Raw genomic sequence first — 18,717 nt, 5'->3', positions numbered from 1 at the left:
GGGGATTGAAATGGTAGTGGAGCAAACAAAATCCCGTATTTTAACGATTCAAAACTTAGTCATCAAATTTACACTTCGTGGCCAAGTTCTCACGGCAATTCGAGATATTTCCCTTGAACTATATAAAGGTGAAAGCCTTGCCATTGTTGGCGAATCGGGTTCAGGTAAATCAGTGCTCATGAAATCAATCATGGGCTTACTCGATAAAAACGGTACTATCGAGCAAGGGCAAATTTTATACAACGATATGGATTTAGCGCAGTTTAAAACGGAACAACAGTGGTTGAATATCCGAGGTAAAGAAATAGCGATTGTTACACAGGATCCTATGACATCTTTAAATCCATTAAAAAGAATCGGTAAGCAAATAGAGGAGTGTGTTGTGTTACACCAAGGGCTAAAAGGCAAAAGCGCATATGCAGAAACACTCCAATTATTAACGGATGTCGGTATTTATGATGTAGAGAAGCGCTATAAGCAATACCCTCACGAATTTTCAGGAGGAATGCGCCAACGTATTGTTATTGCCATTGCACTCGCATGCAAGCCGAAAATTTTAATATGTGATGAGCCAACAACAGCATTGGATGTAACCATCCAAGCACAAATTTTACAGCTTCTAAAAAATCTTCAGCAAAAATACGGACTGACAACTGTTTTTATTACACATGACTTAGGCGTTGTAGCAAAAGTCGCAGATCGTGTCGCCGTAATGTACGCAGGGGATGTTATCGAAGTTGGTGGCACACATGAAGTATTTTTTAATGGTAAGCATCCATATACATGGGCGCTTATTTCTTCTTTACCTCAGCTTGGGTCGAAAGGGGAACAGCTCTACGCCATTAAGGGGACCCCTCCAAACCTTTTTAAGGAAATTAAAGGAGATGCTTTTGCCCCGCGCAATCAATTTGCCTTAAAGATCGATTACGAAATACGTCCACCATTTTTTCAAGTAAGTGAGACACATTATGCCCGTACATGGCTATTAGATCCTCGTGCACCAAAAGTAGAGCCTCCCACAGCGCTACAAGCATTTTTTGAAGAAGGGAGACTGTATGCCAATGAGCAATAAAGAAGTATTAGTCGAAGTGAAAAACTTAAACATTGTGTTTGGTAAAGGGAAAAATAAGTTCGTGGCAATTGACAATGTTAGTTTTAATATTTATAAAGGCGAAACATTCGGCTTAGTAGGTGAATCGGGCTCAGGGAAAACGACCATTGGCCGTGCCATTATGCGTATCAATGAAGTAACGGGTGGTCAAATATTGTATCATGGCAAGAAAATAAACGGCAAAATCACAAAAGATTGGGACCGTGACATTACGCAAAAAATTCAAATGATTTTTCAAGACCCGATGGCATCGCTCAATGAACGGGCAAAGGTAGACTATATTATTTCAGAAGGTCTCATGAATACGAAAAATTTTAAAGATGAGACTGACCGTCAGCAAAAAGTACAAAATGCGCTATTAAATGTTGGCCTATTGCCTGAATTCGCTAGTCGTTTTCCTCATGAATTTTCTGGCGGTCAGCGTCAACGCATTGGGATTGCGCGTGCATTAGTGATGGAGCCTGAATTTATTATTGCGGATGAGCCAATTTCCGCACTAGACGTGTCCATTCGAGCGCAAGTGCTTAATTTGCTATCGAACATTCAAGAAAAAAATAACTTAACATACTTATTCATTGCCCACGATCTATCAATCGTACGATTTATTACGGATCGTACTGCCGTCATTTATAAAGGGAATATTGTTGAGTTAGCAGAGACAGAAAAGCTATTTACTAACCCAATTCATCCATATACGCGGGCGTTGCTCTCAGCAGTACCTGAGCCAAATCCATATAAGGAGCGGGCGAAAGTAGTAGAAGTTTATAATCCATTACAGCATCGATATGATTTGGCGCCACCTTCATTTGTGGAAATTGAGCAAGGGCATTTTGTTTTAGCAAACGAAGAGGAAATCGAAAATTACCGTACATCAAAAAAAGTGGAGGTAAGCGAATGATTCGACCTAAAGCTTTAACAAAAGGGGATACAATCGGACTTATCAGTGCTTCAGGTGCTACGCCACCAGAAAAGCTATACCCTGCAATCGACAGTATTGAGAAACTCGGTTTTAACGTAATAGTAGGGGAAACATGTCGAGCAAGACATGGTTATTTAGCTGGTTCAGATGAACTTCGTGCGCATGATGTAAATGAAATGTTCCGTAATCCTCATGTCGATGGGATTTTCTGTATACGAGGAGGATACGGGGCAACGAAGATTTTACCTAGACTTGATTTCGAGATGATTAAAGAAAATCCAAAGGTGTTTGCAGGTTATAGCGATGTGACTGCATTACATATCGCCTTTAATCAAAAATGTGGTTTTGTTACTTATCATACGCCAATGCCATCGACGGAATTTATTGCTCAAAACATGGATCAATTTACGTGGGATTCATTTATGAAGCAGGTGATGGCAACAGATAACAACTGCTTGCTATTAAATCCTCCCCAACAACCAATGACAACACTTGTTACGGGTAAAGCGACAGGGCAACTTGTTGGTGGCAATTTAACATTGATAACGGCATCGTTAGGCACGCCGTATGAAATTGATACAAAGGGTAAGATTTTATTTTTGGAAGATATAGATGAGAGCGAGCAACGTGTAGATCGCATGCTTACGCAATTAAAATTAGCTGGTAAGCTCGATGAAGCACAAGGGTTGTTACTAGGTGCATGGACGAATTGTGGACCTGATAATCCGAAGCATCCAGAACGTAGCTTATCATTAAACACTATTTTTGAGGAGATTTTAAAACCGTTAAAGAAACCAATTTTAATGGACCTTACCTGTGGTCATTGTTTACCGACGATGTCACTTCCTTTAGGTCGGATAATTACAGTACACGCAGACACGCAAAAAATTAAAGTTATAGGATAGGTGAACTATGCAACAGACGATTCAACATATTATAGATGACGCTCCGTATAAAGTGCATATGTTTGTAAAAGAATTGAAGACGAATCAGTTCATTATTAAAGAACGCATAGATGAGCCATTCTCTAGTGCAAGTTTAATTAAAGTGCCAATACTTATCGCCATATTGGATTATTTAGAAAACCACAATGTGCCATTAGAACAAGTTATGACGATAAGTCGCGAGGACTGGGTCGATTATAGTGTAATTAGCGAACAAAAATTAACGACAAGTACAATTTATGAACTGTTAGTATGGATGATTACGACAAGTGACAATACAGCGACAAATGTATTAATTGATTTTATCGGGATGGATGCACTTAATAAGTTCTTTCGTAAAATTGGTTTATCACATACACAAGTGCAACGAAAAATGATGGACTTCGAGCGACTTGCAAAAGGTGTTGACAATATTACCTCTGCACGTGATATGGCACATCTTTTTAGCAATATTTATGCAAAAAATCTACTAAATCCTGTATTTAGCCAGCTTGTAATTGATATTTTGTGCCGCCAGCGATTTCATGAATCTTTAAGACGGTATATAGCCGATGATGTGGAAATAGCCCATAAAACAGGTGGTCTTGATAGCGTTGACCACGATGTAGGAATTGTTTACAGTGACGTTCAAGATTATTGTATTGGGGTATTTATTACTGAAGTTACTGAAAATGATATCGCTCGGCAAATAATAGGTCATCTATCAAAGGCCGTTTATGACAATCTGATTGGACTGAAAGGAGAGGCGATATGAATGCAATTGTCATTGCTATGATTGCGAATTTACATGCTAAACCAGATAGTGCTTCGGAGCTGATTGATGAAGTCCTCTATGGTATGCCTGTTCAAGTTATAGAGGAGCTAGCGAACGATTGGGTCCATATTCAAACTGCCTACCGCTACGAAGGCTATTGTGAGAAAAGGAATTTGCTCATAGATGATCAGAACACAAGTACGTGGCTTCAAAAAGCCCAACATGTTATTAACCAGCGTTTTGCAGATGTTTTACAAGAACCGAAAATTCAAAGCTCGATAATAATGACATTCGTAAAAGGGTCAGTTGTGCATGTCGTTTCAGATGAGCCATTAAATAAGGAATGGGCAGCAATTCAATTGGCGACAGGAGAAATAGGTTATTTACGTCAACAATGGCTGCTCCAAAAAGTTGCAGAAAATAGCCTTACGGAGTATGTCTTCCGAAAAAATGTCGTGCAAACGGCACTTAGCTATTTAGCAACCCCGTATCGCTGGGGAGGAAAGTCACCGCTTGGCATTGATTGCTCTGGCTTGTGTTCAATAGCTTATATGCTAAATGGCGTAACGATTTTCCGTGATGCTAAAATCGCAGAAGGTTTTCCAATTAAAGAAATAACATTTGAACGCATGCAAAAAGGAGATTTATTATTTTTCCCAGGTCATGTTGCAATGTATATTGGTCAGACACTTTATGTACATTCATCGCTCGGTGGCAATGAGGTTAATATTAATAGTCTAGATGAACAGCATGCGTTATATCGTAAAGATTTAGCAACGACCATTACAGCAGTTGGGAGCTTATTTTATAAAGAACAATGAATCTTGAGAGAAAAAAGAGGTATTCAACGGTCGGGATGTTGAATACCTCGTAGTTTGCTATTTTTAGGTAGCTTTTTTTCTCAATATTGATAAATATTTAATTGTTGTCCAGCTTCAATAGTATCTGTGCGAAGCTGGTTCCATTGCTTAATAGATGTGACCTTAACATTATGAGCCTGTGCAATATGCATCAGAGAGTCACCATCTGCGACTGTAATGGTTTTTTTAATTTTTACGGGGCTGTCATATTGTTGTAGGTCGTACTTGGCAATTAGGTTATTTAGCTTTTCGTTGTATGTTGAATCCGTTGCGTAGGAGCCTGTTAAAAATTTTGTCGCATCTGTATAGGACTTTGTATTACTTTTAAAGACACCCGTATAAAAATTTTTGTTCCACGATACACCGTTGCGAAGTAAATGGACATAATCCTTCATGGATTCTTCATAGGAAGGATATTTGCGGAATTCAGCCATCACAGTTGTTAGATTACCAGAGCCATCATCCTCAAATGTTTCAAGTGTCACGGAATCGTTTTGATATTTACCTTTCATGCCAAATAGATTGTTATTAGGAGATGAACCAAGACCACTTTCCCCTTGCTTGCTCTCTAAAATGGCTTGTGCAATCATCACAGATGCATAGAGGTCATTTTCTGCTCCAAGCTGCCTTGCAGTTTCTGCAATGGAGCCAATAAATTCTTCAACACTTGGACCTTCATCTACATATTCTTGTACGGGATTATTGGTAGACTTGAATAGCTGGATCATCATATAAGTGGAAATACTGATTACGGATGCTATGACAACCATTCCGATTAATAGTTTTTTTAATAATCTCATGTAGTTTATAGATGTTGAATATTTGCAACACCTTCCTCCTTTCTTTTCGAAAAATAGATTACTCTCTTATTATTGTAAAACAATTAGATAATAAAAAGCATCGTTTTTTCATTAGAATTCATAATTAATAGAACGAACTTTAACAAGAAAAAGTTTCGTTATATTAGCGTTTGTCTCTAAGAAGTGTATGAAAGTAGGTTATTGACATATCGTTATAAAACAAAAAGTTGAAATACTTTTTTGTGGTATTAATATAAAATTATGTAAAATAAAGTAGTGGGAATTGAGTGGTTATGATGGACAGTATTAGTACGGCAGCTTTTTGCAGTTTATCTTCTGGAGAATGTGGAAAGATATACTGGAGAGACGAGCGAAGCTAGCCAATTTATCAAAAAAAGTGAGAACTTTTCATTAACAAGGAGCTTAGAGTATGATCGCATTTGAGAATGTTACGAAAACATATGAAAACAACCAAGTTGCAGTGAATTCCATCAATCTTGAAATACAGAAAGGAGAATTTTTTGTCATTATAGGCCCTAGTGGTTGTGGAAAAACGACACTACTAAAAATGATCAATCGATTAATTCATTTGACTGAAGGAACAATACGAATTAACGGTAAAAGAATTAGCGATTATAACATACATGAACTACGATGGAATATTGGTTATGTGCTCCAACAAATTGCTCTTTTTCCGCATATGACCATACAAGAGAATATTGCGGTTGTCCCTGAAATGAAAAAATGGAGTACGACTGAAATTTCTCAACGAGTTCGTGAATTATTAGAAATGGTAGGGCTTGAACCAGACAAATATAGTGAGCGCAAGCCGAAGGAGCTTTCAGGTGGTGAACAGCAACGGGTTGGTGTTATTCGTGCATTGGCCGCAGATCCTGAAATTATATTAATGGATGAGCCATTTAGTGCACTAGATCCAATAAGTCGTACAAAGTTACAAGATGATCTTCTAGAGCTTCAACGAGCGATACAAAAAACAATCGTATTTGTTTCTCATGATATGCAAGAAGCGTTAAAGCTAGGGGATCGTATATGTGTGATGAAGGATGGGGAAATTGTCCAAATTGGTACACCACAAGACATTATACAAAATCCAGTAAATGATTTTGTACAAAAATTTATTGGGATAAAGGATGATCCATTCAGTGTATTTACCATTCAACAAGTAATGGAACCATTTGCTGAAAAGGCGCATCAAAATTATGTTCATTCTAGTGTTGCAGTAGACGATTCCTTACAGCACATTCTTCAGCAATTGGCTCAACAAGAATGTGTTGTAGTGAAAAATGATACTGAAATAATTGGAATCATTACAAGGCAATCCATGCTACATTTTTTAGCCTCAAAACGAGGTGATGCAAATGATTAATTTTTTTGACGTTTTGAATGAACGTAAAGGTCAGCTAATTGCTTCATTAATAGAGCATGTTCAAATTTCTTTCATTGCCCTATTTTTTGCAGTAATTATTGCTATACCTCTTGGAATTTATTTAACGAATAAAAAGAAAATAGCAGAAAGCGTTATCGGTATTAGTGCAGCTTTACAAACAATTCCTTCATTAGCTCTATTAGGTTTGTTAATTCCGTTGCTTGGTATTGGGAAAACACCTGCTATTATTGCCCTTGTTGTCTATGCGCTTCTTCCCATTTTACGCAATACATTTACAGGCATAAATGAAGTAGACCCGTCTTTGAAGGAAGCGGCAATGGCGATGGGGATGAATACCACTAGAAGACTAGTGAAGGTAGAACTGCCACTTGCGATGCCTGTAATAATGGCGGGCATACGGACAGCAATGGTCTTAATAGTCGGAACAGCCACACTAGCAGCATTAATTGGTGCTGGTGGGTTAGGCGATATTATTTTGCTTGGTATTGACCGCAATAATACATCACTTATCATCTTAGGTGCTGTACCAGCCGCTATTTTAGCATTAGTATTTGATTATTTATTGAAAAAGCTAGAATCACTGTCATTTAAAAGAACAGTTACGGCATTAAGTGCGATTTGTGTGGCGGCAATCGTGTTAATTGTGTTGCCATTCTTAAACTTCAATGACAAAGAGGATATTGTGATTGCGGGGAAACTTGGATCTGAGCCAGAAATACTGATTAATATGTACAAATTATTAATTGAAAATGACACAGATTTACATGTGCAATTAAAACCTGGGCTTGGTAAAACTTCCTTTGTCTTTAATGCACTTAAATCAGGAAGCATCGATATTTATCCTGAATTTACAGGTACAGCAATAGCAGAGTTTTTAAAAGAGCAAGCGGTAAGTAATGACCAAGAGGATGTTTATAAACAGGCGAAAGAAGGAATGCTGGAAAAATTCGATATGGTCATGCTCAATCCAATGCAGTACAACAACACGTATGCATTGGCCGTTTCAAAACAAATGGCTGAAACCTATCAATTACAAACGATATCAGATATTAAAGCTATTCAAGACACAATTAAAGCAGGCTTTACGTTAGAATTTAATGATCGTGAAGATGGCTATTTAGGCATTCAAAAGCGATATGGTATTAATATTGCTTCTATTACAACGATGGAACCAAAGCTTCGATATCAAGCTATTCAATCAGACAATATCGATTTATTAGATGCATATTCAACTGACAGTGAGTTACGACAATATGATTTGACTGTTTTAATAGATGATCAACAGCTATTCCCACCATATCAAGGTGCGCCATTGTTAAGAAAAGAAACACTCGAAAAGTATCCTGAGCTTGAAAAGGTATTAGGCAAGCTTGCCAATCAAATAACGGATGACGAGATGCGTGAAATGAATTATCAAGTAAACGTTGAGGGAAAAAATATAGAAGATGTAGCACGGACATTTTTAGAAAATGCAGGATTGCTGTAAATCTGAACGTGTAGAGAAAGTCCCAAATAATGCATATTATTTGGGACTTCCTTTGTTGACGATACTTCATGTGACGTTATACAATAAAAAAGACCGTCCAGACGGTTTTTATTACGAGTTTTTAAGGAGGGATACGATGTCATCGAAGGCAGATTTAAAACGTGCCCATATTATCCACACGGCGATTCAATATTTAAAGGAACATGATTTACATACTTTAACGTTGGACAAAATTGCCCAAAAGGCGAATATCAGTAAGGGTGGTCTTCTGTATCATTTCAAATCAAAGGATGAGCTTTATTTGGCTATTGCACAAACCATTATGACTGAATTTGTCGACTCTTTTGAAGCTATAACTCAGCTGGAGCACGGCACTGGTAAAAGAACAAGGGGGTTCATCTTAGCTTCACAAAAAGATTATGAAGACGGAGCTTGGATTAATATTGCCATACAAATTATTCAGAATGATAATCACTCGATTTCCATTGCCTATGAGCAATTACTCGAAAGTCTGTTACATGATGGCCTTGAACCATCAATCGTTCATATGATTCGCTTAACGATTGATGGTTTGTATTATTCCAAGTTATTAAATATCGCACCAGTATCTAAGCAAGTAACTGAAACTGTTTTTGATCAATTATTGCAAATGACGAGAAAGGACGATCAAGCATGAGTGCATTAGGTTTTTTATTCATTGCAATAGTTTCGGAGGTTTTTGCCAGTTCAATGTTGAAACTAACTGCAGGATTTAAACGGTTATTACCTTCACTAGGAGTTGTCATAGGGTATGGCGCAGCCTTTTATTTTTTATCATTAACATTGCAATCTTTACCGATTGGCACTGCCTACGCAGTATGGGCAGGATTAGGCACAGCGTTAACGGCTGTTGTTGGCGTTGTTTTTTATAAAGAATATTTTAATGTCAAAAAGCTTGCGGGCATTTTATTAATTATAATCGGTGTGGTAATTTTAAACCTCGCCGGCGGAAGCCATTAGGGGGATTTAAGAATGAAAGGTTATATATATTTAACGATATCTATTGTCTGTGAAGTGTTTGCGACAACGATGCTCAAGCTATCTGAAGGATTTACAGTACTTGGTCCATCAATCGCAGTTGCTTTTGGTTATGGTATTTCTTTTTATTGCTTGTCTTTATGTTTAAAAACTTTACCATTAAGTTTAGCCTATGCGATTTGGTCAGGGGTTGGGACAGCCCTAACAGTCGTTCTAGGCATTGTCATTTGGGGAGAGATTTTTAATCTCTATACAGCAATTGGCATTTCATTAATCATCGGTGGTGTAATTCTGCTCAATCAAGGGAATCAACATCATGCACATTAGTTTTGCAGAAGAAAAGCTTGGAACCGCGGAAATAAAGCATAGAATCGCGGAAAAACCGTTGCGAAGCGCGGAATTAATACATTGAATCGCGGAAAAACCGCACTGAACCGCGGAATTAATGCAATACTTCGCGGGAATTTTATATCAATATTGTGAAGGATGCTAGGTAAACTCCTAGCATTCTTTTTTTTATGTAAAACGCCGTTATTTTTTAGTGTCACCTTATAAATTATGTCGTCATATTTCGATAACGTACATATTATAACGAGAAAGGACAAATAAATTTTCTGCTACCGTTCGAGTAATGATACATTGCGAAAATGGAATAGGAAGGGGCTGGGGAAATTGGGTGTTGAAAAAGGAAGAAACCACTTTGTAAGTGAAGCGCTATACGATATAAAAGCACTTCAGGATATAATCACAGATTTTCATTCGAAATATTATGGTCAGCTTCTTGTAAAAATAGTTGGTAGTGATACCATTCCCTTTTTTTTAATAACGCACAATGGAGCACATTTACGATTAATAGATACTGTCAAACAATTTGAAACAGAGTATTTCCGTATAGAAGAAATTGATAAGGAGCGTTGTCGAGGAACTATTTCACTGTTACGAGCTTATGATTATGAAGGCAATGAAACGAACTCAATTGCTGATGTTGTACGACTAGAACGAACAACTACAGAAAAGTCTATTGAGTTAGGCAGTATTTCAGCTATTCAGCTATTAAATCCTGATTTATTAAAAAAGAAATTCATCATTGAGCCTAAGTGGTAAGAAACGTTCTATGGTAAAACTACTAAAATAATTGAAAAACTAGAGCATCTGTCCATATGCAAGCTGCGTAATCTGAATTTAATAGAAAGAATCTATAGAAAGGAAGATTAACGCATGACAATTATAGGGATGTTGCATCATCGTCTAGATCCTAAAACTGTTCTCAAGTCATATGCATATGCAGCAGTTGCAAAAGCAGAAGGGGTAGAATTTTTTTACTTTACACCTAGAAAGGTAAACTTTGACAACCGTACTATCGATGGGAAGGTATTAGAAGATGGGCAATGGCATGAAAGAGTGATGCCCTTTCCAGATGTCATTTATAATGCTGGAAGTCCAGAAAAATTATCGGTGTCAAAAGATATTATAGAGAGATTGAAAAAGGAAATACCGTTTACTACACATTCTATAGGGAATAAATGGAATGTTATGGAGCGGTTAAAAGAAGCCAAAGAATTTGATAAATATATTATTCCTACAGAAATAGTAAAAAACATCGATGTATTTCATAGCTATATTGCCCATCATAAAAAAATAGTATTTAAACCGATTGATGGTCGGAAAGGTAAAGGAATTTACTTCATTATAAAAATAGGGGATACATTCGAGGTAAGGCAAAATAGCGATAACCGTATGTATTCAAAACCCCAGTTAAACGCATTAGTAAATGAACTACTTGCTACGGGAACATTTATTATGCAGCCTTATATTCAATCGAAAATGAAATCGGGTCAAGTATATGACTTTCGTCTTCATGTGCAAAAAAATGGTGAGGGAAAATGGGTTGTGACGACTGTTTATCCACGAATAGCGCCACATGGCTCAATTATTCCTAATATAAATAACGGGGGATATACAAATTATTTAGATCCATTTTTGGAGCAGGAATTTCAGGAAGAAGCTTTTAATATACGACGAATGTTAGAGCATTTTTCATTATCTTTGGCACGCCATTTAGATGATATTCAGATGACGAAGTTTGGAGAAGTCATTGATGAAATTGGAATCGATGTTGGGCTAGATTCACAGCAAAGAATTTGGGTTTATGAAGTAAACTGGCGTCCAGGCTGTCCACCAGCATTTTATTTAGAATTAGATGTCGTGATCCATTCAATTCGCTATGCAAAATACTTAGCAGAAAACCACCAACATGTAAAAAAAGCGAAGGTCAAACAAAAACCAAAACTTGTAGATGCTAAACCAAAACCAGTAGAGCAAAAGCCTAAGGTTGTAGAACCTCAGCCTCAGCCGGTAGAGCCAAAGCCAAATTATGTAGAAGCAAAAACCGACAAACCGATTATTGCAATTACTGGAAGTGCAGGAAAGACAACATCGAAGGCATTTTTAGGATCTATATTATCTAAAAAATGGAATGTATTCGAATCTAAAGATTATTGGAATACGACTGAGCATACTAAAAAACATGCTGAAGAAATTAATGAATCCCACCAAGCCGTCGTTCTTGAATACGGAATGGCCTATCCAGGGATTATTACGAATCACTGTAGCATTATTCAACCGAATATTAGTATCGTTACGAATATCGGTCTTGCCCATGTTGGTAACTTTGATGGTGATGTGAGACTAGTGGCGAAAGCGAAATCAGAATTGATTCAAGGTATGGACCAACAAGGGTTACTTATTTTAAATAAAGATGATGATAACTCGAAATATTTATTGACGGATCAATTTAAAGGGAAAATACTGACAACTGGAGTGAAGACGGAAGCAGACTATCGAGCTTACGATATTCAATATAAAGAAAATGGCATGTCCTTTAAAATGAAACTCCAAGGGCAGGAAATCCAATTATTTATTCCAATATTAGGAGAACATCATGTATATAATGCGCTAAATGCAATCGCGGTTGCGGATTATTTAGGGTTTACGCCACAGGAAATAAAAGCCGGTTTACATTTCAAAAAACCTCCAAGAAGATTGACGGTCTATAACTGTCGTGAAAATATAACGGTTATAGATGACACTGTGCATTCCCATCCTCAAGGTGTAAGGGCTGCTCTTGAAGTACTGACAAATGTCGGTAAGAAAAGGCGGATTGCGATTATTGGTCAGATGCGAGAACTAGGAGATTTAAGAGAAGAAGAATATCGTAAATTAGGTGAATATATTGCTGACCAAAGTATTGATCTTTTAATTACTTATGGGTTCAGGACCGAAGAAATTGGTGCAGCAGCAAAGGCTAAAGGAATGAAACAAGAGAACATATATCATTACACGAACAAAGATCAATTGCATGCCTTGCTGGAGGAACTGATTAAGCCTGATGACACGATTTTAGTGAAGGGTGCAAGTAAAACTAATATGTTTGAAACGGTTAAATTTTTAGATAAAACATTTAAAGCATAAATAACATAACCCGAGCAGTTGCCAAATTGATAGGTCAACTACTCGGGTTGTTTATGTTTGTGCTGTATTTAAAATGATATGTACTAATTGAATGTCGTCATGGATGTGTAATTTTAGAGCGGATGTAGCAGGACGAAGCTACATCCGCAAAACTGATTCATTTGTAATCCTTACAAGTGTATTGAAAAATTTATAAGGCTTTTATTAGAAATTTGATTTCCTTAGCGGCTGTTATGGCATTATTTTTAGCTTGAGCTAACGATTTGCCCTCAGCAATAACGTAGGCATAGCGATGCCCCATCGATAATGGCGGGGTTAAAATTGTTCCTTTTCTAGGTTTTACATAGACATCTACAACACCTGTTGATTTTGAAGCCCTTGTTCTTCCAATTACTCTTTCTAACACACCTTTACTTTCTACAATCACATATTTTGTGAAAATGTACTTATTATGGCGTGGGTTTACATTAGGTTGTTCACCTAAAAATAACTTAAGTGTTTCTTCCACATAACTAAATCCGAATGCAGCATGTAGCATGTTATTCATAGCGCCCCCTGAAATTCTAGGGTTTATTTCAATGAGCTTCCAACCGTTCTCAGTTAAGCGAAGTTCTAAATGCAATGTTCCATTTTCAATATCAAATACATCAACGATCGAATGGAGCACCTCTTCAATTCCTTTTTGAATATGCGGAGGCACTTCTGCCAGCACACCATAGCCAGTAATAATAAATCGCTTTCCTTGTGTGATTTCTTGTTCAATAATGCCAATCGTATGAACTTGGCTCTTATAAACAAGAGCTTCAACTAAATATTGAGGGCCATCAATATATTCTTCAATCATGATGGTTTCCCCGGGATTTTTGTTTTGGAGAAATGTAAGGTGTGTATCGAGTTGGTCTTTATTTGTCGCGAACAGTACGTCTTTAGAACCTGTTGATTTAGGTGATTTAACGATAAGTGGAAATACCATATTATTTGTAAATGATTCATGTGGTTTTTTTAGAACAAACTTAGGGGAATAAGGTTGATCCTTTAAAATATTCCTAGTTTTTTCTTTATCCTCCATCATTTCAATAGCAGATGATGACGTATAGTTTTGACAAAATTCATCACATAAAATAGAGGCAATATGAACAAAGGGGTCTACAAAACTAACAATTGATTTTATCTCTAATCCGGCATCAAACAAATTGTGAATTTCTTCTATCATATCTTCTATATTAGAGGTGTCGATAAGAACCATTTTATGAATGTCTGGGTAGGCTTTTCTCTGTTCTAATTGTTTTGTATTGTTTGTGAAGAGTACCGTAAAGTAACCCAACTTTTCTGCTGCTTTTATCGCTTCACGACTAGATCCAGATTTGTTTGTACCTATAAATATAATTGCCTTCAGTATAATCACTCCTTCAGTTGGCACTTGGATTATTAATATACATTTTATATATATGCTGTGAAATAGTTTTCTTCTAGTTATGTATCATGTTTACATCCAAGCAACTTTTGTGTCCATTCATATAATAGAAATGAAAGGAGTGTGAATTGATATGAAGCCTCTATCGGTGAAGAATTTAACAGCGATTACTGCAGGTAAATTATTGCAAGGGTCGGATGAGGTGCTGATCCAGTATGGCGCATATCGACTAAAACAAGTTAAAAAACCGTATACTGCACTTTTTACAAACAAACGCATTATCAACTGGAAAAGTCTAGAGTCACTATCCCCACTAGTACTTGTAACAGATCGTTTGTATAGTCAGCATGAAATTCCTCAAAAAGTAATCATCATTCAAGTAGAGAATGCAGATGAGGCCTACTGGAAGTTTGTACATTATTATCGTAGTCAATTTGAAATCCCTGTTATTGCAATTACCGGTACCTCTGGAAAAACAACAACGAAGGAGATGATTAAGCATATTCTTTCTGCCGAAAAAGAAGTTGCTGCAACTACTTTAAGCAGTAATTCTAGAACAGCTTCTTTGCAATATTTACTTAGCATCGATGATGAAACAGAAGTTGCAGTTTTTGAAACAGCGGTTGGATCACCTGGGGATGTAAGGAACGCAGGGAAGTATTTCAAGCCGACTATCGGCATTATTACCAATATTGGAGCCCACCATTTAAACTATTGTAAAACGTTAGATGGTTATATACAGGCAAAAGGTGAAATGGCTGAAATTGTGAATCCAGCAGGGTCATTAATTCTCAATGCGGAAGATGCTAATATAAAAAAAATCGATTTGTCGAAATTCAAGGGAGATATTATTAAAATCGGGCAGCATGCATCATGTGATTTTAAAGCAAGCCACATTCGGTATGTTGAAAATGGCATGCAGTTTACAATGCATCACAATATGAAAAAATATGACGTTTTCGTCCCTGGATTTGGAGAGCATCAAGTATATAATGCATTAGCCGCAATTGCTGCTATTAATGAATTAAATGTACCGATTTCGCTAGCAATTAAACAATTAGCGTCATTCAAGAAAATGAAAAAGCAGCTACAACTTTTTGAAAGCATTAATAATTCACTGTTAATAGACGATACTTGGAGTTTAACAACGACTTCATTAGAAGCAGCTTTAAAAGTCTTAAATTCAATAGGAGATGGCAGGAAAAAGATAGCCGTTATTGGAACGATTACCGATTTAGGATCGTGGGGTTATGTCATCCATGAGCAAGCAGGAGAGTTAATCAATCGTATTGGTGTAGATGTGCTTATTACAATAGGAGAGCACGCCCGTATTATGGCTGATCATGCAGTGAAACTAGGATTTAGTGACCCTGTTTATACTTTTAAAAATAGTACACTCGTCTATAAGTTATTACATGAAATAGTAGATGAAAATACAATTGTCCTGATAAAGGGAGATATGTATAGTAAACAAATTTCCGATTTGGCAGCAGATTTAAAAATAAAAAAATCATTTAGAGATACAAGGTAATGATGGATGCAATGGCAACAGGATAAATACTGTGTCACATGAGATCATTTAATAATATTGTATAGTAATCTACTAGAAAGGAGCGCTCTGAATAAAAGATAATGTAAATCAACAAATAATAGTCGTTGCTAGAAATAGTGAAGGATACGCTCCTTTACCCAAACTTCTAGCTATCATTTTTCATACTATAATGAGAGGGGGGACGGAGTTAACGTGCAAAATATAAGTGTGACTGTGATTAGAAAGTTACTACAAGGGGTTTTAGTAAGCGGTTCTGAGCACTGGTTTGTCAAACATGCTATTTATTATAACCGCCATGATTTGACACAGAAAAATACACTAATGTTCATTAATAAAAGTGAGTCAATTAATTGGAAGGAAATCGACCATAAGGGGCCATCCCTCGTCATTTCAGATAAACCTTTAAGTGAACTTAAAAACGCACTCGAGAATACAACCGTTATTCAAGTAAAAAGTACTTTGCAGGCATACTGGAAGTTTATTGAATACTATAGAGGCCTTTTTGATATACCAGTTGTCGCATTAACCGGAACATGTGGAAAAACAACAACAAAAGAAATGATTAAACATATTGCAAGTAAAGATTGGAATGTTCAGGCATCAGTTAGTAGCAAAAATGAGCCTCGCCAATCTTTACCGTATTTAACAGGCATCGATAAAACAACGAAAGCAGCTGTATTTGAGCTAGGTCTGGGGAATACAGGTAACATTAAACATCAATGTATGATCTACAAACCGACAATTGGAATTATTACCAATATTGGTGTGCATCATTTAGATGGGTGTAAAAATCTTGAAGGCTATATAAAAGCGAAATCTGAAATTTTAGAAGGGTTGTCGGAGGATGGCACGTTAATCATCAATGGTGATGATGAAAATACAAAAAAAGTACCTTTGCATAAGTTTAAAGGGAAAATTATTACTATTGGCGTTCAGCAACATGCAGATTACAAAGCTTCTAACATTGAATTTACGAACAACGGCATGAAATTTATCCTGCAAGTATCTAATGAAAAGTATACTATCTTTGTACCTGGTTACGGAGAACATCAAGTGTATAATGCGCTAGCGGCTATCGCAGCTATAAAGGAGATGGGAGTGTCTATCCAAACTGCAATCTCGCGTTTAAAAACATTTAAACCGATGGCAAGGCACCTAGAATTTTCAACTGGTCTCGGTGAAAGTACCATTATAGATGATACATGGACGAATAACCCAACATCGGTTGAAGCTGCTTTAAAGGTTTTAGATACGATAGGAAAAGATAAAAAAATAATCCTTATATTAGGTGATATAAAGCGATTGGGTCTTTTCGAAGAAAAGTATCATCGTGAGATTGGTTCTATGGTGGCGCAGAGAGATGTTCAAATGCTTATTACGATTGGAAAAAGAGCTGAAGATATAGCAGCTCAAGCAAAAAAAGATGGAACAACTGCTGAAGTTCATATATTTAAAGATGTCACAGGTGTACTAGAAATACTTAAACCAAAACTTGATAAAGATACTATTGTATTAATAAAGGGCCCTATGTCTAGTCGATCCATGATTGAATTTGCTAATCAATTAAAGGAAAAATAGCCTTTTGTAAGGCCGTACTAGCGACTACTCATCAGTAGTTACTTTATGCGAAAGAATCCTTATGTTGTAAGGTTCCGCTTATTATATCAAAAACATAGCATACAAAGCGTGGTAATTACACTGCTTGTATGCTATGTTTTATTATTTTTATAGAGTGAAGATAATACGTCGTGCTGTCAAATAGCAGCTGATTATCTTAAAATACTCGTTTTGCTGTTAAATAATGCTCTTTATAGTAATCAACAAAGAGTACTCTAGTAGTAACACCACTTGAAGTTGGAACGATGATACGCTGATCTCCAGCATAGATACCTACAAGGGAAGGGTTTTTTGACCCTTTTACACTATTAAAGAACACTAAGTCGCCCTTTTTTAAATTGGCACGTGATACCGTAGTTCCTTTAGCCATTTGTTCTTTTAGAGTTGTTGCGCCAAGTTTTACACCGCTCTTACGATAGACATATTCAACGAAACCAGGGGCTGTAAATTGTAAGCTTTGTTCTTTATTTAATGAGCTTATTGTTACTTTATTTTTATAAGTAAATGCATTTTCAACAACTGTATCGCCTTTCGTCGCAGGGTTAGCCGATAGTAATGTTGGTAATACTCTTCGTGCAGATACGTAGTTGTCAGTATAATAAGGCTTACTACTCATATCCGAAATGACGATATTTTGCTTGGAATCAGCCATATGAATAATTTTGTTATTTCCAATGTACATTCCTACATGATCGGGGTCTGTGCCCGTTTTTTTACTTTTAAAGAATACTAAGTCGCCTTTTTGCAATTGGCTTTTAGGAACAAATGTCCCTTGCTGGATCATATAATTTTCATTATAAGTCCCAATATCTACTCCATTTTGTTCAAAAATATACATAATAAATGAAGCACAAGAAAACTTGTAAGGATATGTAGACTTGTAAACTGAATTACTATATGTAGCCTTACCAATTAAACTTTTTCCTGTTTGAATAAGTTGTTCAGCCTTTGCTGCGACAGCTTTGTCATTATGTTGTGCATTTGTCGTTGCAGCCTCAACTTTGATTGGTTCAATGGATGCTTGAACGATTCCGAATGAGCTAAATCCAATCGATAATGCTAGTGTAGTTTTTAAAAATTGTTTTTTCATGCTGTTTTTACCTCCTGTAAGCGAGCAGTAAATTCATATCTGTTTGCTTGCTGTTGCAATAATCGTAGCATGAAAAAGTAGGGGTTCTGTGAGGTAAATGTTTCCACAGGGAGCCGCACTTTATGTAAAAACCTTGATATATAAGGCTTTATCGCTTGAATTTACAGTTTCATTACAAATGTTTCAGTTTGATAAATAGTGCATACAAAAAACGTTAGCAACTATGCATTGTTACTCATAGAAACAATGCTAGGCAATGTGCTAATAGAGAAAT

At 36.6% G+C, this 18,717-nt stretch carries 17 protein-coding genes; 14 read left to right on the top strand and 3 right to left on the bottom strand.

The window, feature by feature from the left end; translation table 11 throughout:
• Positions 1–10: 10 nt before the first annotated feature.
• The 5 genes from ACIP9G_RS06445 to ACIP9G_RS06425 are packed head-to-tail and all read left to right on the top strand — an operon-like array spanning position 11 to position 4,549.
• Entirely contained in the window at positions 11–1,072 is a 1,062-nt protein-coding gene (locus ACIP9G_RS06445; RefSeq protein ID WP_401018388.1) for an ABC transporter ATP-binding protein, read from the top strand.
• Positions 1,062–2,009: an ATP-binding cassette domain-containing protein gene (locus tag ACIP9G_RS06440; protein WP_401018386.1), complete on the top strand. Its 948-nt coding sequence runs from the start codon at positions 1,062–1,064 to the stop codon at positions 2,007–2,009. The genes ACIP9G_RS06445 and ACIP9G_RS06440 overlap by 11 nt, the downstream gene beginning before the upstream one ends.
• A complete protein-coding gene (locus ACIP9G_RS06435; RefSeq protein ID WP_401018384.1) occupies positions 2,006–2,935 on the top strand; it encodes a S66 peptidase family protein in 930 nt (309 codons plus the stop codon). The genes ACIP9G_RS06440 and ACIP9G_RS06435 overlap by 4 nt, the downstream gene beginning before the upstream one ends.
• Before the next feature lie 7 nt (positions 2,936–2,942).
• Positions 2,943–3,728 carry a serine hydrolase gene (locus tag ACIP9G_RS06430; protein ID WP_401018383.1) on the top strand — a complete coding sequence of 262 codons (786 nt, stop codon included), beginning with the start codon at positions 2,943–2,945 and terminating at the stop codon, positions 3,726–3,728.
• Positions 3,725–4,549 carry an NlpC/P60 family protein gene (locus ACIP9G_RS06425; protein WP_401018382.1) on the top strand — a complete coding sequence of 275 codons (825 nt, stop codon included), beginning with the start codon at positions 3,725–3,727 and terminating at the stop codon, positions 4,547–4,549. Before ACIP9G_RS06430 ends, ACIP9G_RS06425 begins: the two co-directional genes overlap by 4 nt.
• 80 nt (positions 4,550–4,629) lie before the next feature.
• On the opposite strand, the gene ACIP9G_RS06420 is transcribed toward ACIP9G_RS06425, so the two are convergent.
• Entirely contained in the window at positions 4,630–5,319 is a 690-nt protein-coding gene (locus tag ACIP9G_RS06420; protein WP_401018381.1) for a glucosaminidase domain-containing protein, read from the bottom strand.
• 499 nt (positions 5,320–5,818) lie between these two features.
• Between ACIP9G_RS06420 and ACIP9G_RS06415 the strand changes: the two genes are divergently transcribed.
• From ACIP9G_RS06415 to ACIP9G_RS06385, 7 genes are all read left to right on the top strand, one after another.
• Entirely contained in the window at positions 5,819–6,775 is a 957-nt protein-coding gene (locus tag ACIP9G_RS06415) for an ABC transporter ATP-binding protein (RefSeq protein WP_401018379.1), read from the top strand.
• Entirely contained in the window at positions 6,768–8,282 is a 1,515-nt protein-coding gene (opuFB, locus tag ACIP9G_RS06410; protein ID WP_340824704.1) for an osmoprotectant update ABC transporter permease/substrate-binding subunit OpuFB, read from the top strand. The genes ACIP9G_RS06415 and opuFB overlap by 8 nt, the downstream gene beginning before the upstream one ends.
• Before the next feature lie 136 nt (positions 8,283–8,418).
• Positions 8,419–8,958, top strand: a complete 540-nt coding sequence (locus tag ACIP9G_RS06405; RefSeq protein ID WP_401018378.1) for a TetR/AcrR family transcriptional regulator — start codon at positions 8,419–8,421, stop codon at positions 8,956–8,958.
• The gene (locus ACIP9G_RS06400) at positions 8,955–9,281 is read left to right on the top strand and encodes a DMT family transporter (protein WP_401018376.1); all 327 of its coding nucleotides are present in this window, start codon (positions 8,955–8,957) and stop codon (positions 9,279–9,281) included. The genes ACIP9G_RS06405 and ACIP9G_RS06400 overlap by 4 nt, the downstream gene beginning before the upstream one ends.
• 12 nt (positions 9,282–9,293) lie before the next feature.
• Positions 9,294–9,626 (top strand): DMT family transporter, encoded by a 333-nt coding sequence (locus ACIP9G_RS06395; protein WP_340824700.1) that lies wholly within the window; start codon positions 9,294–9,296, stop codon positions 9,624–9,626.
• Between the two features lie 345 nt (positions 9,627–9,971).
• Positions 9,972–10,403, top strand: a complete 432-nt coding sequence (locus tag ACIP9G_RS06390) for a hypothetical protein (protein WP_340824698.1) — start codon at positions 9,972–9,974, stop codon at positions 10,401–10,403.
• A gap of 114 nt (positions 10,404–10,517) precedes the next feature.
• Complete coding sequence (locus tag ACIP9G_RS06385) at positions 10,518–12,770, top strand: YheC/YheD family protein (RefSeq protein WP_401018374.1); 2,253 nt, start codon at positions 10,518–10,520, stop codon at positions 12,768–12,770.
• 190 nt (positions 12,771–12,960) lie between these two features.
• Here ACIP9G_RS06385 and ACIP9G_RS06380 read toward each other — a convergent pair whose 3' ends face one another.
• Positions 12,961–14,166, bottom strand: a complete 1,206-nt coding sequence (locus ACIP9G_RS06380) for an ATP-grasp domain-containing protein (protein WP_340826484.1) — start codon at positions 14,164–14,166, stop codon at positions 12,961–12,963.
• Positions 14,167–14,317: 151 nt separating this feature from the next.
• Here ACIP9G_RS06380 and ACIP9G_RS06375 point away from each other — a divergent pair, with 151 nt between their 5' ends.
• Entirely contained in the window at positions 14,318–15,715 is a 1,398-nt protein-coding gene (locus ACIP9G_RS06375) for a Mur ligase family protein (RefSeq protein ID WP_340824695.1), read from the top strand.
• Positions 15,716–15,928: 213 nt separating this feature from the next.
• Positions 15,929–17,314: a UDP-N-acetylmuramoyl-tripeptide--D-alanyl-D-alanine ligase gene (locus tag ACIP9G_RS06370; RefSeq protein WP_401018372.1), complete on the top strand. Its 1,386-nt coding sequence runs from the start codon at positions 15,929–15,931 to the stop codon at positions 17,312–17,314.
• A gap of 196 nt (positions 17,315–17,510) precedes the next feature.
• Here ACIP9G_RS06370 and ACIP9G_RS06365 read toward each other — a convergent pair whose 3' ends face one another.
• Positions 17,511–18,443, bottom strand: coding sequence for a C40 family peptidase (locus ACIP9G_RS06365; protein WP_340824691.1), 933 nt, complete (start codon positions 18,441–18,443; stop codon positions 17,511–17,513).
• Between the last annotated feature and the right edge of the window lie 274 nt (positions 18,444–18,717).

The organism is Lysinibacillus sp. NPDC093197 (assembly GCF_044754025.1).
Taxonomy (GTDB): Bacteria; Bacillota; Bacilli; order Bacillales_A; family Planococcaceae; genus Lysinibacillus.
This window is presented reverse-complemented; position numbering and strand designations above follow the sequence as displayed.

Coding starts and splice junctions, on each gene's coding strand:
- ACIP9G_RS06365 (WP_340824691.1), bottom strand. CDS start 18,443: ATGAAAAAACAATTTTTAAAAACTACACTAGCATTATCGATTGGATTT.
- ACIP9G_RS06415 (WP_401018379.1), top strand. CDS start 5,819: ATGATCGCATTTGAGAATGTTACGAAAACATATGAAAACAACCAAGTT.
- ACIP9G_RS06405 (WP_401018378.1), top strand. CDS start 8,419: ATGTCATCGAAGGCAGATTTAAAACGTGCCCATATTATCCACACGGCG.
- ACIP9G_RS06425 (WP_401018382.1), top strand. CDS start 3,725: ATGAATGCAATTGTCATTGCTATGATTGCGAATTTACATGCTAAACCA.
- ACIP9G_RS06375 (WP_340824695.1), top strand. CDS start 14,318: ATGAAGCCTCTATCGGTGAAGAATTTAACAGCGATTACTGCAGGTAAA.
- ACIP9G_RS06420 (WP_401018381.1), bottom strand. CDS start 5,319: ATGATGATCCAGCTATTCAAGTCTACCAATAATCCCGTACAAGAATAT.
- ACIP9G_RS06445 (WP_401018388.1), top strand. CDS start 11: ATGGTAGTGGAGCAAACAAAATCCCGTATTTTAACGATTCAAAACTTA.
- ACIP9G_RS06395 (WP_340824700.1), top strand. CDS start 9,294: ATGAAAGGTTATATATATTTAACGATATCTATTGTCTGTGAAGTGTTT.
- opuFB (WP_340824704.1), top strand. CDS start 6,768: ATGATTAATTTTTTTGACGTTTTGAATGAACGTAAAGGTCAGCTAATT.
- ACIP9G_RS06435 (WP_401018384.1), top strand. CDS start 2,006: ATGATTCGACCTAAAGCTTTAACAAAAGGGGATACAATCGGACTTATC.
- ACIP9G_RS06385 (WP_401018374.1), top strand. CDS start 10,518: ATGACAATTATAGGGATGTTGCATCATCGTCTAGATCCTAAAACTGTT.
- ACIP9G_RS06400 (WP_401018376.1), top strand. CDS start 8,955: ATGAGTGCATTAGGTTTTTTATTCATTGCAATAGTTTCGGAGGTTTTT.
- ACIP9G_RS06440 (WP_401018386.1), top strand. CDS start 1,062: ATGAGCAATAAAGAAGTATTAGTCGAAGTGAAAAACTTAAACATTGTG.
- ACIP9G_RS06430 (WP_401018383.1), top strand. CDS start 2,943: ATGCAACAGACGATTCAACATATTATAGATGACGCTCCGTATAAAGTG.